The sequence below is a fragment of the Epibacterium sp. MM17-32 genome (assembly GCF_022348205.1).
Taxonomy (GTDB): domain Bacteria; phylum Pseudomonadota; class Alphaproteobacteria; order Rhodobacterales; family Rhodobacteraceae; genus Epibacterium.
Window position 1 is genome coordinate 308,908 of the sequence record NZ_JAKRFC010000001.1, and the last position, 13,896, is coordinate 322,803.

Genomic DNA, 13,896 nt, shown 5'->3' on the forward strand with positions numbered 1-13,896 from the left:
CAGATCAGATAAGGGCCATGCGCTCGGCGCGTTCGGGATCGGGGAACGGTCGATACAGTCCAAAATCGGACCGCGCGATCAGCGCGTTGACGTTGGCATAGAGGCGCGCAACCTCCTCGTCGTGTTCACCCAGAATACGAAACGCCTGATCAAGCTGCGTCATACTCTCAAACTCGATCTCCAGCAGGAAATCCTTGCAGGTATCGTTTGCAAGGTTCAGCTTGCGCCGGAGCAGGCGCCATCCGGTGATCGCGCCGCGACCTTTCAGATATTCCATCCATTGTTCCACAGCGCTGGCAAAGGCCAAAGCCTTGGCTTCGTGTTGGAGATCAATCTGACAATGGTAGAGATTCATACGCCGTTTCTCCCGACTCAATACGCGGAAATCACGGACAACTTTGCGCCCAAAACCTGTGTGAAGCGTAAACAAAAAACGCCGCTCCAAATCTGGAGCGGCGTTTTCGCGAGATTTTAGCGGTAAGAGATTACTCTTCCACGGTTTCTTCCTCGTCACCGTTGTCCGCAATCCAGGCAACCGAGACAACCTCTTCACCCTTGCCAGTGTTGAAGATCCGCACGCCGCCCGCGGAGCGGGATCGGAACGAGATGCCATCGACCGGCACGCGGATCGACTGGCCCTTGGATGTTGCCAGCATGATCTGGTCATCCAGCTCCACCGGGAAGGAGGCCACCAAGGCGCCACCGCGCATTGCCTTGTCCATTGCGGTGACGCCCATGCCGCCGCGGCCGCGGACCGGATAATCGTGGCTGGACGAGAGCTTACCGGAGCCTTTTGCAGTGATCGTCAGGATCAGGTTTTCCGCCGCAGACATCTCTGCAAAGAGCTCGGTGGAGAAATTCGGATCTTCGACCGCATCCTCGTCAGAGGCATCCTCATCGGTGAGACCGGCCATTGCGCGGCGCATCTTGAGGTAGGCCGTCCGCTGCTCGGGCGTGTATTTGGAGTGGCGGATCACCGACATGGAGACAACCTCGTCTCCTTCGCCAAGCTTGATCCCGCGCACACCGACGGAATTGCGCGAGTTGAACACCCGCACCTCTATCGTCGGGAAGCGGATCGCGCGCCCGGTATTGGTCACCAGCATGATGTCGTCATCTTCGGAACAGATGCGCGCATTGATCAGCTTGGTGCCCTCGTTGTCGTCCTCGAACTTCATCGCGATCTTGCCGTTGCGCATGACATTCGTGAAGTCCGACAGGCGGTTACGACGCACAGTTCCAGCAGATGTGGCGAACATGATCTGCAGATCGTTCCACTCTTCCTCGGCGCGATCCACCGGCATGATGGCGGCGATGGAGACCCCCGTGGGGATCGGCAGGATATTGACGATCGCCTTGCCCTTGGAGGTCCGGCCACCCTGCGGCAGGCGCCAGGTCTTGAGCTTGTAGACCATCCCGTCGGTGGTGAAGAACAGGAGCTGCGTGTGGGTATTGGCGACGAAGAGCGTGGTGACCACGTCCTCTTCTTTGGTCTGCATCCCCGACAGCCCCTTGCCACCGCGTTTTTGGGCGCGGAAATCGGCGAGCGGGGTGCGCTTGATATAACCGCCGGAGGTCACGGTCACCACCATGTCCTCGCGCTCGATCAGATCCTCGTCTTCCATGTCACCGGACCAGTCGACGATCTCGGTGCGACGCGGCACGGCAAAGCTGTCTCTGACCTCGGCCAGCTCATCGGCGATGATGCCCATGATGCGCTCGCGGGACGACAGGATTTCAAGGTATTCCTTGATCTTGGCGGCCAGTTCTTCAAGTTCGTCGGTGACCTCCTTGACCCCTAGTTGGGTGAGGCGCTGCAACCGCAGCTCAAGGATCGCGCGGGCCTGAACTTCGGATAGGTTATAGGTGCCGTCCTCGTTCATCGTGTGGGTCGGATCGTCGATCAGACGAATATAGCCTGCGATCTCCGATGCCGGCCAGCGGCGTGTCATCAGTTTCTGACGGGCCTCGGCGGCATCCGCAGAGGAACGGATGGTGGCGACCACCTCGTCGACGTTGGAAACGGCAACCGCCAGACCACAGAGGATGTGGCTGCGTTCACGCGCCTTGCGCAGATTGTAGGCGGTGCGCCGCGCCACAACATCTTCGCGGAAGTCGATGAAAGACGTGAGGAATTTGCGCAGGGTCAGCTGTTCCGGACGGCCACCGTTCAGCGCCAGCATGTTGCAGCCAAAGGATGTTTGCATCGGCGTGAAACGATAAAGCTGGTTCAGAACGACCTCGGCGGTGGCATCGCGCTTCAGTTCGATGACCACGCGCACGCCGTTGCGGTCGGATTCGTCCTGCACGTGAGACACGCCTTCGATGCGTTTTTCGCGCACTTGTTCGGCGATCTTCTCGATCATGGACGCCTTGTTCACCTGATAGGGAATCTCATCGACAACAATGGCGTAGCGGTCTTTCCTGATCTCCTCGACACGGGCCTTTGCGCGGATGATGACGCTGCCACGACCCTCAAGATAGGCCTTGCGCGCGCCGGACCGGCCCAGCATCACGCCGCCGGTCGGGAAATCGGGACCCGGTACATAGTCGATCAGCTGTTCTGAGGTCAGATCCGGATCTTCGATCAGCGCAAGGGTTGCATCGACCACTTCGCCCAGATTGTGCGGCGGGATATTGGTGGCCATACCGACCGCAATACCACCGGCGCCATTGACCAGCATATTCGGAAAACGTGCTGGCAGAACAGTGGGTTCCTTGTCCTTGCCGTCGTAGTTGTCCTGGAAATCAACCGTTTCTTTTTCAATGTCCGCGAGCATGAAGGCGGCAGGTTTGTCCATCCGCACCTCGGTATAGCGCATGGCCGCTGGGTTATCGCCGTCCATGGAGCCGAAGTTGCCCTGGCCATCCAGAAGCGGCAGCGACATCGAAAAGTCCTGCGCCATCCGCACAAGGGCGTCATAGATCGCGCTGTCGCCATGTGGGTGGTATTTACCCATCACGTCGCCGACGGGGCGGGCAGACTTGCGGTAGGCCTTGTCGTGGCTGTTGCCGGTCTCATGCATCGCATAGAGGATCCGGCGGTGTACCGGCTTCAGCCCGTCCCGCAGGTCGGGAATGGCACGACTGACGATGACCGACATCGCATAGTCGAGATACGAATTGCGCATCTCGGATTCGATGGAAACCGTCGGACCATCAAAGGATGGACGCATCGGCAGGTTTTCATCAGGGTTTTCAGGAGTTTCCGGCGTATCGCTCACGTTGGCTGCCCGCTTCTCTTTGGGATCTATATGTTGTGGAGGCACCATATCAGACCGCGCATATACCGTGCAAGCAAGCAGCCTCGCAAACCTTGGCAGCACTCCCGGCTATCTGCTAATAAACTGATTTATTTGAAAATTTACTCTTGAGCGGTAGGCTAGAGCCATCGATCAGTCAAAGGAGGACCGACATGGCCCCATCTGAAACCGAATTGATGCTCAAGGGCTATGGCCTGACCACGGCCGAATTTACCTATCACATGCCGGATTATGCGCATGTCCTGAACACCTTCGTGTGGCAGGACTACGATCTGGCGCCGGATCACCCGCGTCTGTTGTCCTTCATCGACTTCTGGAAGGAAGAAATCGAAGGACCGCTTCATCATGTGCGGTTTTCCCATCGCAAGATGATGTCGAGCGGCGAATGGCGCAATGTCGTGGGCGAGTTCTACATCAATTGAGCCTCCTGCCCAGAGCGCCGTCGCAACGGGCGCTCTTGGCCTGCTTCGCATCCTGTGACACAGTTCTGCCAAGCGCAGAGACGTCCCCGAGGGGCTGTCTCAGGAATGAGGAGCAACTACATGAATTTCAAAGAATACCCGGACAGGGAAATGCTGTCCATCGCCGTTGCCAACCGGATTGCCGGCGATCTCAAGAACCATCTGTTGCGTCACGACCAGGCCGCACTTGCCGTTGCCGGGGGCACGACTCCCGGTCCGATCTTTGATGATCTCTGCGCCGCGGAACTGGATTGGGAAAATGTCTGTGTGATGGCCACGGATGAGCGCTGGGTGCCCGCCGACAGCGAGCGATCAAACGCGCGCCTGATCCGCAATCGCCTGCTCACCAACCGGGCCGCCGTCGCGCAGTTTCTGCCCTTTTACGTCGAGGGCGAAGAACCTGATAACGCTGTAGTTTCGCTGTCGGAACAGGTGAAATCCCAGTGCAACCTGGCGGTGGTCCTGCTGGGCATGGGCGAAGACATGCACACCGCGTCCCTGTTTCCCGGTGTTGCGGGGCTGGCAGAGGCGCTGTCGGCCGATGCCGGTGCCTTGGCGGTGATGCGTCCCGACAGTCAGCCGGAGGCGCGGATCACTCTGACAGCGCCAATCCTCGACAGTGCCATGGCCAAACACCTGGTGATTTTTGGGGACGCAAAGCGTGAGGCGCTGGATCGCGCCGTCAGCCTGCCGCCGGAAGAGGCGCCGATTCAGGCGGTTCTGTCGGAGTGCCAGGTTCATTGGGCGCCGTAGCGGCGACCAGAACTGCGGCGACCGGGGTCATGTGTCCTCGGTTGCCCCGTCCAGATCAATGAACTGTTGCCGCAGGCTCTCGGGGATCGGACATCCGCTTGTGCCATCGGGCGTGCGGAACACCATGACGCCGACCATGCTGGCACGAAGATCGCCCGACCAGATCTGCTGCTCCATCGTGTAGGAGGTGCGCCGAAAGGACAACACGCGCGCGGTGGTCAGGTAGGTTTCCCCAAGCACCATTTCCTTTGCGTAATGGATATTTGCGTTGCGAACCACATGGCGTGGCTCTGCGCCAATCTCTGCAAAGTGGTGCCGGAAATGGGAATTGTAGTAATGCACGCGCAGCGCTTCGAACCAATCCAGATAGGCTTTGTTGTTCACGTGCTGCAGGATGTCGATCTCGGAAAACCGCACCCGGTCCGCCATCGCCATGGGCACAGGGGCAGGCAGCCCGTGGGCCAGTTGTTCGTCGGGGCTGAGCGGGGTGAGAAAGCGTAAATCCATGTCCAACGGCGTAGGGGCTGCGCCGGTGATGCGCAATATCTTTTTTGATCGATCCGGGGGGCGACGGGTGCGCAGCTCCGTTCACCGGGCGCGCGCTGGACAGACGGAGGTCGCCGATGAACTCCACGTAAAGGGTGCCATGCAACCGGCTGATATCAAGGGAAGTCACCAAAATGGAGCGGGTAGCGGGAATCGAACCCGCGCGTTCAGCTTGGGAAGCTGACAGGCTACCATTACATCATACCCGCGCCTGTGGAGCAGAGCTTTATGCCTCTGCGCCAAGGTCGTCAAGTGCGCGCGTGGCGAATTTTCAACGCCTTATCCGCGCCGCCTGCGACGGCGGCCACCTGCGCTGTCGCCTTCGCCACCCCCGACGTTAAAGGACACATTCGGCAGGGTGACCACGGTCTCCAGGATCGGGAAGGGGTCGGCAGAGTTGGGGATCGCGGAGGCATTGACAAAATGCTCCTGAAAGCGGGGTTCCACGGCGGTTTCGATCTTTTCGATCCGGCGCACCGTTTCCTCGATTTCATTGCGGGCGTTGGTATTGAGAAGCGCAATGCGTGCCCCGGTGCCGGCGGCATTGCCGGCGCTGGTGACCTTTTCGATCCGGCAATCCGGGATCATGCCCAGAACCATCGCGTGTTTGGCGGAAATATGTGCCCCGAAGGCACCTGCGAGAACCACACGGTCCACGGTATCGACGCCGATCTTGTCCATCAGGAGCCGGGCCCCGGAATAAAGCGCGGCCTTGGCCATCTGGATTGCGCGAATGTCGGGATTGGTCACGGTGATGCGCGGTCCGCCCTCGGCGCTGCCATCCCAGAGCAGATAGGCATTGGTGCGGCCCTCGGGGACACAACGCGCAGTGCCGGTCTGCTCGGCCGAGCCGATGAGGCCGGAGGCATCGAGCACGCCTGCAAGCCGCATCTCCGCAATCGCTTCGATGATACCGGAGCCACAAATGCCGGAAATTCCGGTGGTTGCGATGCTTTCTTCAAACCCGTCCTCGTCGGACCACTTGTCCGATCCGATCACCCGGAACCGCGGATCCTTGGTGTCGGGGTTGATCTCGACCCGCTCGATCGCACCGGGGGCGGCGCGTTGCCCGGAGGAGATCTGCGCCCCTTCGAAGGCGGGGCCGGTCGGCGACGAGCAGGCGAGGACTTTGTCCTTGTTTCCCAATAGGATCTCGGCGTTTGTTCCGACGTCGACAACAAGAACGAGGTCCTCGGATTTGTCCGGCGCTTCCGACAGGGCCACCGCAGCGGCATCGGCGCCGACATGGCCGGCGATACAGGGCAACAGGTAGACCCGGGCCGCCGGGTGCAAGGTGAGGTCCAGGTCGCTGGCATCAAGCGCCAGGGCGTTGGAGGTGGCCAGTGCAAACGGCGCCTGGCCCAGCTCGAACGGATCGATGCCCAGGAACAGGTGGTGCATCACCGGGTTGCAGACGAATACCGCGTCCATGATGAGCGACTGCTCGATCTGCGCTTCCTGCGAGATCTGCGCAAACAGCGCATTCATGCCCTCGCGCACGGCGCGGGTCATCTCCAGATCGCCGCCCTTGTTCATCATCGCATAGGAGACCCGGCTCATCAGATCCTCGCCAAAGCGGATCTGCGGGTTCATGATGCCGGAGGAGGCCAGCACCTCGCCGGTCTTGAGGTCGCACAGATGCGCCGCGATGGTGGTCGAGCCAAGGTCGACCGCAAGTCCGTAAATGGTGCCCTCATAATATCCGGGCCAGATGTGCATGATGCGCGGGGGCTGGTAGTCATTCCCCAGATGCACGGCGACAGTCACCTTCCAGGCCCCTTTGCGCAGCACTGGTTGCAATTGCCGAAGGATGTGAATGTCGGCCTTTACGTCCTTGATTTCCCACTGTTTGTCCAGGGCTTCACACAGGCGTTCAAGATCGCCCGAGGGCTTGTGCATGTCGGGCTCTTCCACCTCGACGTAGAACAGCCGGATCGCGGGATTCATGACGATGTCGCGGGCCTCGGCCCGTTTGCGCACCACCTGCTTGTGGACCTGGCTCTCCGGCGGGACATCGATTACCACGTCTTTTTCGATCTGGGCCTGGCAGCCGAGGCGACGCCCGTCGATCAGCCCGCGCTTGTCCTTGTAGCGTTGCTCGACCTTGTTCCACTCGGACAGGGCGTCATCGGCTACCGTCACCCCGTGTTTGGAGAACTCGCCATAAGACGGCGTGATCTGGCATTTGGAGCAGATCCCGCGCCCGCCACAGACCGAATCGAGATCCACCCCGAGTTGCCGCGCCGCGGTCAACACCGGTGTGCCAACAGGAAACCGTCCGCGTTTGCCGGATGGAGTAAACACAACGAGGGGATCGTCAGACATGCCTCAGCCTCTTATTTCCGCATTTCATGCAGAGCATATGTCACTTTTGGCCGGAGGATAGGCAGCCACCGTCATTTTTTGACACATCGGCGGCATCGGGCGTGGATTTGGGCGTGCCGCACCCGGGCGGCGGCGCCTATGTGCTGTTGAGCCAAGCGAGAATCTCTGCCCGGTCGCCATCCAGGCTGGGGGCGGGGGCTCGGGTGTCGGGATCGGCAAGCGCGCTCATCTTGATCGGGTTTCCGGCGGCGACATAGGCGGGGCGTCCGGCCGGGTCGAGCACATCCACCACCATGTTCCGCGCGCGGATCTGCGGGTCTTGCAAGACCTCTGCGACATTCTGGATCGGACCTGTCGGAATACCGGCTTCTGTCAGAAGGTCGATCCAGTGCTGTTTGCCTTCCTCCAGTGTAACGGCCTCGATCAAGCGTTTGAGAAGACGCGCATTCTCGCATCTCGCCGGATTGGTCTTGAAGCGCGGATCTTCGGCGATCGGCAATTGCAGCGCCGCGCAGAGCCGGGCGAACAGCACGTCATTCCCGGCCGCGATGACAAACAGCCCGTCGGCCGCGTGAAAGGTCTCAAAAGGCGTGATCGAGGGGTGACGCGCGCCGGAGGGGCGCGGCGGTTCACCGCTCACAGTGGTCAGGGCAATGGCGTGTTCGAGCATCGCCAATTGGCAATCCAGCATGGCGATGTCGATTTTCTGGCCGTGGCCGGTCTGCTGGCGATGCAGGAGCGCGGCCAGGACGCCTTGGGCCAGAAACATGCCGGCGGCAATGTCCCCGATCGAGGCGCCGACCCGCACCGGCTCCCGGTCGCGCTCGCCGGTGATGGACATCACGCCGCCCCGGGCCTGGACCACCATGTCATAGGCGGGCCGCGCCGCCTCGGGGCCGGTGTGGCCAAAGCCGGACACCGCGCCGTAGATCAGCCGCGGATGTTTGACCCGGAGATCCTCCCAGCCATAGCCAAGCCGCTCCATCACGCCGGGGCGAAAATTCTCCAGAACAACATCGGACCGGGCAAGAAGCGCTTCGAAAACAGAGCGATCATCGATGTTCTTCAAGTTGAGCGCGATGCTCTCCTTGCCATGGTTGATGGTCGCGAAATAGGCGCTTTCGCCGTCCTTGAAGGGAGGGAATGCGCGGGTGTCATCGCCGGTGCCGGGGCGTTCGACCTTGATCACCCGGGCGCCGAGGTCGGCCAGCGTCATCGAGGCATAGGGGCCAGCCAGCACATGGGTCAGGTCAAGGATGACGACACCGTCGAGGGGGCTGCTCATGATCGTGTCTCCGTTCAGGGGGCTCTGTGATCGGGGTATAGAGGAGGTATGCGACAGCTCTTTGATCTGTATCAGGAAAACACGCCAGCGGTGCCGCGTTGCGGCGAAAAATGGACGTGGCCTCTTTCCCATCCTGTCAAACTGTGCAATAGGGTCACCGCCAAACGGTGTTTTGCATGGGGAAGACAGATGCAGATTCGTGAGGCTCTCACCTTTGACGATGTTTTGCTGGTTCCGGCCGCATCCAGTGTTCTGCCGAATACGGCGGATACACGCACGCGGGTGACCCGCGCAATCTCGCTCAATATTCCGCTGCTGAGCTCGGCGATGGATACGGTGACAGAGTCCCGTATGGCGATCACCATGGCGCAGGCGGGCGGCATGGGGGTCATTCACAAGAACCTCGATGTGGAAGAGCAGGCGCGCCAGGTGCGGCGGGTCAAACGCTTCGAAAGCGGCATCGTCTACAACCCCATCACCCTGCATGCCAATCAGACCCTCGCGGATGCCAAGGCCCTGCAAGAGCGGTATCGCGTAACCGGTTTCCCGGTGGTGGATGATGCGGGCCGCGTCGTCGGGATCGTCACCAATCGCGACATGCGGTTTGCGTCGGATGACAACACCCCGGTGTCGGTGATGATGACCTCCGAGAACCTTGCCATGCTGCAGGAACCGGCAGAGCGCGAAGAGGCGAAGTCCCTGATGAAGGCGCGTCGCATCGAAAAACTGCTGGTGACCGACAAGGACGGCAAGCTGACCGGCCTGCTGACCCTCAAGGATACGGAGCAGGCGGTGCTGAACCCGACCGCCTGCAAGGATGATCTGGGGCGCTTGCGCGTGGCGGCTGCCAGTTCCGTCGGCGACAGCGGCTTTGAACGGTCCGAGGCGCTGATTGATGCCGGTGTGGATGTGGTGGTGGTCGATACCGCCCATGGCCACTCCGAAGGGGTGATCGAAGCGGTCAAGCGGATCAAGGCGTTGTCGAGCGAAGTTCAGGTGATCGCGGGCAATGTCGCGACCGCCGATGCCACCCGGGCGCTGATCGACGCAGGCGCGGATGCGGTCAAGGTCGGGATTGGCCCGGGCTCGATCTGCACCACCCGCATGGTTGCGGGCGTCGGCGTGCCGCAGCTGACGGCGATCATGGATTGTGCTGGCGCTGCGGGCGAAACCCCGGTGATCGCCGATGGCGGTATCAAATTCTCGGGCGATTTTGCCAAGGCGATCGCCGCCGGGGCCTCCTGCGCCATGGTCGGCTCGATGATCGCGGGCACCGATGAAAGCCCGGGCGAGGTGATCCTCTATCAGGGCCGGTCGTTCAAATCCTATCGTGGCATGGGGTCCATGGGCGCGATGGCGCGCGGCTCTGCGGATCGCTATTTCCAGAAAGACGCTGCCAGCGACAAATTGGTTCCAGAAGGCATCGAGGGGCAGGTGCCCTACAAGGGCTCGGCGGGCGCGGTCATCCACCAGCTGGTTGGCGGTCTGCGGGCGGCGATGGGCTACACCGGCTGCGCCACCGTGCCTGACATGCGCAAGAACTGCTCGTTTGTCCGCATCACCGGCGCCGGGTTGAAGGAAAGCCATGTGCACGACGTGCAGATCACCCGCGAAAGCCCGAATTACCGCATCGGCTGAGGGCTTGGCGTGACACGGACCATTTCTGCAAAGGGCGCCCGATGACGCCCGGCGCCCGCGTGCAGGCGGCGATCGAGATCCTGGATGACATCCTTGCGGGGCAGGCGGCGGAGAAAGCGTTGACCACGTGGGGCCGCCGCAGCCGCTTTGCCGGGTCCAAGGACCGGGCTGCGGTGCGCGATCACGTGTTTCAGGCCCTGCGCTGCCTGCGGTCACATGCGGTTCTGGGGGGCAGCCGGACCGGACGGGGGCTGCTGATCGGCGCCATGCGGGACGACGGGCGTGATCCGGCGGAGCTGTTCACCGGTGTCGGGCACGCGCCGTCACCGCTTGAGACGACAGAGACCCAGCCACCACGGGATTTTGGATCTCTGGCCGAGGCGAATGATCTGCCCGACTGGCTCTGGCCCGTGTTTGAACGCAGCCTCGGTACGCAGGCGGTGCAAGCGGCGCAAGCCCTGCGCCGCCGGGCACCGGTGCATCTGCGGGTGAACCGGAAAAAAGGGGATCGAGAGGCCGCCATCGCGCGCCTTGCGTCAGAGGGGATCGAGGCCACCACGCATCCGGCGTCTCCGACCGCGTTGACCGTAACCTCGGGGGCGCGCCGTGTGAAAAACGCGGAAAGCTACACCCAGGGTTTTGTGGAATTGCAGGACGCCGCCAGTCAGGCGGTCGTCGATGCGCTACCTTTGCAAAATGGCCAGCGGGTGCTTGACTATTGTGCCGGCGGTGGGGGCAAGGCGCTGGCGATGGCCGCCGCCGCCGATCTCGACCTCTATGCGCATGACGTCGAACCGCGGCGGATGAAAGATATACCGGAGCGCGCCGCGCGGGCCGGGGTGACGATCTCCTGCCTGAGCACGCAAGAGCTGCGCAGCCATGCGCCTTTTGATCTGGTGTTATGTGATGCGCCCTGCAGCGGCTCCGGCTCCTGGCGGCGTGATCCCGAAGGCAAATGGCGTTTGACATCTCAGGCGCTGGATGAACTGACCACGCTGCAAGCGCGCATCCTCGATGAAGCGGCGCAGCTGGTGGCAGAGGGCGGGGTTCTGGCCTTTGCCACCTGTTCCATGCTGGATGTGGAAAATGCGCATCAGTCGCAAGCCTTTCTGGACCGCACCCCGGGGTGGCAGGCCTTGAGCACACAATCCTGGCATGTTCATACTGGCACCGATGGCTTTTATGTGTCTGTATTCCGGCGGGGCCGGTAACATTAATCTGTTGGAAAGTTCTGCGATAGGGCACTTTGGTTAACCCCGCTTTAACCAAGGATAACGCGTTATTGCCGCATGAAGATTGTAAACGGAGCCGAAATGATCGGTCGCACCTCATCGATCGTGCCTGACCTCAAGGTACAGACGCCCGAACAGGCGCGGCTCGCCGCGACGTTTTTCCTGGCCCTGCTGCTGGTCCTCGTGCCCTGGATCCTGCCGGTGCCGGACTGGATCGGGCGGGCCCTGATCGCCGTTGGCCTGACCCTCGCCGGGGTCTCCAGCTTGATCTTTGTGCAGTCCCGCATGCGCCAGAATGCCCGGGCCATGGCCAGCGAGTTGCTGGCGGGATTCATCGACAAGGATGCGTCGCCCAGTTTCGTCACCGACGAGGACGGGGTGATCCATGCCTGCAACAGTGCCGCATTGAAGCGGTTCGACGGCACCGAGAGCGAGACCATCGCCGGCACGTTGCGCTCGGTTCTGGCCAATCCCTCGGCGGTGTTGTTCCGGCTTCAGAGCCGCGCCAAGCTCGAAGGGGCGGCGCGCGAGGATATCGTGACCCGTCGGGGCCACGTCCGGCTTTCGGTGCATGAGATGGCCAATGCCAGCTTCCTGTGGCGGGTCGAGGACATGGGCGAGCGCCAGACCGGGCGCAACGCGGAATCGAGCCCCGTGCCGATGATCTCGGTCGGGCGCACGGGCGCGGTTCTGTTCATGAACGAGGCCGCGCGCAGCTTGATCGGAGAGCGCGTCAAATCCACCGAGCGCCTGTTCACATCGCTGCCGGTGGTTCCGGGGCGCATCAATACGATCATGACCAAGGCCGGCGCGGTCGAGGTTCTTGTCAGCGAGCACAGCCGCGGACAGGGGCGCAGCGAGCTTTACTTCATGAAGGCCGAGGTCGAGGACAGCGGCCCGCACACCGGATTCGAAGGGTTGCCGGTGCCGCTGCTGAAAATCCGCCCGGGGGGCGAGGTGCTGTCGGTCAACCGCATGGCGATGCGGCTTCTTGGCGTTGAACAGGCCGAAGGGGTGCAGCTGGGCCAGCTGATGGAAGGGCTGGGCCGGCCGATGAACGACTGGCTGCAGGAAACGGCCAAGGGGCTTGCGCCGCATAAATCCGAATTTCTGCGCGTCTCGCGCGATGACAAGGAGGTCTTTGTCCAGGTCACCCTGACGCGGGTGATCGAAGAGGGTGAGACCTTGCTGATGGCGGTGCTGAATGACGCAACCGAGCTGAAAACGCTCGAGGCGCAATTTGTGCAAAGCCAGAAAATGCAGGCGATCGGCCAGCTTGCGGGCGGTGTTGCGCATGATTTCAACAACCTGCTGACGGCGATTTCGGGCCATTGCGATCTGCTGCTGCTGCGCCATGACCAGGGCGATCAGGACTATGGCGATCTGATCCAGATCCATGAGAACGCCAACCGTGCCGCCGCCCTCGTGAGCCAGCTTCTGGCCTTCTCGCGCAAGCAGACCTTGCAGCCCGAGGTGCTTGATGTGCGCGAGACGCTCTCTGATCTGACGCACCTGCTGAACCGTCTGGTGGGCGAAAAAGTGTCGCTGACGCTCAGCCACGATCCGGTCATGCGCTCCATCCGCGCCGATAAACGCCAGCTGGAACAGGTGTTGATGAACCTCGTGGTGAACGCGCGCGATGCGATGCCGAGCGGCGGCGAGATCCGGGTGGAGACCGAGGTGGTCTCGCTGGACACCCCGCTGGAGCGCAACCGTGCCGTGGTGCCGCCGGGCGAATGGGTTACCATTCAGGTCAGCGATGAAGGCACCGGGATTTCACCGGACAAGCTGCAAAAGGTGTTTGAGCCCTTCTACACCACCAAGCGCACTGGCGAGGGCACCGGTCTTGGCCTGTCCACGGCGTATGGCATCATCAAGCAGACCGGCGGCTTTATCTTTGTCGATTCCGTGCTGAATCAGGGCACCAAGTTCACGCTCTATTTCCCGGTCTATCGCAGCGACGCCCCGGTGGAGGAAGACGACACCGCCACGCAAGCCAAGGCCAAGGCCCCCGCGGCGCAGCATGGCGAAGGGGTCGTGTTGCTGGTGGAGGATGAGGCGCCGGTGCGCGCCTTTGCGTCACGCGCGCTCCGGATGCGCGGTTACACGGTGCTCGAGGCCGAATCCGCCGAGGAGGCACTCGACACGCTGGAAGACCCGAACCTCAGTGTCGATGTCTTTGTCACCGATGTCATCATGCCCGGCATGGACGGCCCCACCTGGGTGCGCAAGGCGCTTGAAGAACGCCCCGGCACCAAGGTGGTGTTTGTCTCCGGCTATTCCGAAGGGGCCTTTGGGGATGCGGAACCGGATGTGCCGAACTCCGTGTTCCTGGCCAAACCGTTCTCGCTCAGCCAGTTGACCGAAACGGTGCAGTCACAATTGCAATAGGC

10 protein-coding genes and 1 tRNA gene are annotated in these 13,896 nt (G+C 61.8%); 5 read left to right on the forward strand and 6 right to left on the reverse strand.

Annotation, left to right across the window (positions count from 1 at the left end; all coding sequences use genetic code 11):
• Positions 1-4: 4 nt before the first annotated feature.
• Together MHM88_RS01440 and gyrA are read right to left on the reverse strand one after the other, a co-directional pair.
• A complete protein-coding gene (locus MHM88_RS01440) occupies positions 5-355 on the reverse strand; it encodes a DUF6614 family protein (RefSeq protein ID WP_239359791.1) in 351 nt (116 codons plus the stop codon).
• Between the two features lie 130 nt (positions 356-485).
• Entirely contained in the window at positions 486-3,272 is a 2,787-nt protein-coding gene (gyrA, locus tag MHM88_RS01445) for a DNA gyrase subunit A (protein ID WP_239359273.1), read from the reverse strand.
• A gap of 143 nt (positions 3,273-3,415) precedes the next feature.
• Between gyrA and MHM88_RS01450 the strand changes: the two genes are divergently transcribed.
• Positions 3,416-3,685 carry an usg protein gene (locus MHM88_RS01450; protein ID WP_239359275.1) on the forward strand — a complete coding sequence of 90 codons (270 nt, stop codon included), beginning with the start codon at positions 3,416-3,418 and terminating at the stop codon, positions 3,683-3,685.
• A 120-nt stretch (positions 3,686-3,805) separates the two neighbouring features.
• Entirely contained in the window at positions 3,806-4,477 is a 672-nt protein-coding gene (gene pgl / locus MHM88_RS01455; protein WP_239359287.1) for a 6-phosphogluconolactonase, read from the forward strand.
• A 27-nt stretch (positions 4,478-4,504) separates the two neighbouring features.
• On the opposite strand, the gene MHM88_RS01460 is transcribed toward pgl, so the two are convergent.
• The 4 genes from MHM88_RS01460 to MHM88_RS01475 form a co-directional block, all read right to left on the reverse strand.
• Entirely contained in the window at positions 4,505-4,984 is a 480-nt protein-coding gene (locus tag MHM88_RS01460; protein WP_239321468.1) for a thioesterase family protein, read from the reverse strand.
• A 174-nt stretch (positions 4,985-5,158) separates the two neighbouring features.
• A tRNA-Gly gene (locus tag MHM88_RS01465) sits at positions 5,159-5,232 on the reverse strand.
• A gap of 70 nt (positions 5,233-5,302) precedes the next feature.
• Positions 5,303-7,348 carry an ASKHA domain-containing protein gene (locus MHM88_RS01470; protein WP_239359289.1) on the reverse strand — a complete coding sequence of 682 codons (2,046 nt, stop codon included), beginning with the start codon at positions 7,346-7,348 and terminating at the stop codon, positions 5,303-5,305.
• A gap of 136 nt (positions 7,349-7,484) precedes the next feature.
• Entirely contained in the window at positions 7,485-8,633 is a 1,149-nt protein-coding gene (locus MHM88_RS01475) for a CaiB/BaiF CoA-transferase family protein (RefSeq protein WP_239359291.1), read from the reverse strand.
• Between the two features lie 189 nt (positions 8,634-8,822).
• On the opposite strand from MHM88_RS01475, the gene guaB reads away from it, so the two are divergent.
• From guaB to MHM88_RS01490, 3 genes are all read left to right on the forward strand, one after another.
• Complete coding sequence (gene guaB, locus MHM88_RS01480; RefSeq protein ID WP_239320306.1) at positions 8,823-10,271, forward strand: IMP dehydrogenase; 1,449 nt, start codon at positions 8,823-8,825, stop codon at positions 10,269-10,271.
• Between the two features lie 41 nt (positions 10,272-10,312).
• Positions 10,313-11,482, forward strand: coding sequence for an RsmB/NOP family class I SAM-dependent RNA methyltransferase (locus MHM88_RS01485; protein ID WP_239359293.1), 1,170 nt, complete (start codon positions 10,313-10,315; stop codon positions 11,480-11,482).
• A 102-nt stretch (positions 11,483-11,584) separates the two neighbouring features.
• Positions 11,585-13,894: an ATP-binding protein gene (locus MHM88_RS01490; RefSeq protein ID WP_239359299.1), complete on the forward strand. Its 2,310-nt coding sequence runs from the start codon at positions 11,585-11,587 to the stop codon at positions 13,892-13,894.
• The last annotated feature ends 2 nt before the right edge of the window (positions 13,895-13,896 follow it).

Bases quoted from the DNA above. Each gene is read 5' to 3' on its own strand.
- MHM88_RS01440 (WP_239359791.1), bottom strand. From the start codon at position 355: ATGAATCTCTACCATTGTCAGATTGATCTCCAACACGAAGCCAAGGCT.
- gyrA (WP_239359273.1), bottom strand. From the start codon at position 3,272: ATGGTGCCTCCACAACATATAGATCCCAAAGAGAAGCGGGCAGCCAAC.
- MHM88_RS01450 (WP_239359275.1), top strand. From the start codon at position 3,416: ATGGCCCCATCTGAAACCGAATTGATGCTCAAGGGCTATGGCCTGACC.
- pgl (WP_239359287.1), top strand. From the start codon at position 3,806: ATGAATTTCAAAGAATACCCGGACAGGGAAATGCTGTCCATCGCCGTT.
- MHM88_RS01460 (WP_239321468.1), bottom strand. From the start codon at position 4,984: ATGGATTTACGCTTTCTCACCCCGCTCAGCCCCGACGAACAACTGGCC.
- MHM88_RS01470 (WP_239359289.1), bottom strand. From the start codon at position 7,348: ATGTCTGACGATCCCCTCGTTGTGTTTACTCCATCCGGCAAACGCGGA.
- MHM88_RS01475 (WP_239359291.1), bottom strand. From the start codon at position 8,633: ATGAGCAGCCCCCTCGACGGTGTCGTCATCCTTGACCTGACCCATGTG.
- guaB (WP_239320306.1), top strand. From the start codon at position 8,823: ATGCAGATTCGTGAGGCTCTCACCTTTGACGATGTTTTGCTGGTTCCG.
- MHM88_RS01485 (WP_239359293.1), top strand. From the start codon at position 10,313: ATGACGCCCGGCGCCCGCGTGCAGGCGGCGATCGAGATCCTGGATGAC.
- MHM88_RS01490 (WP_239359299.1), top strand. From the start codon at position 11,585: ATGATCGGTCGCACCTCATCGATCGTGCCTGACCTCAAGGTACAGACG.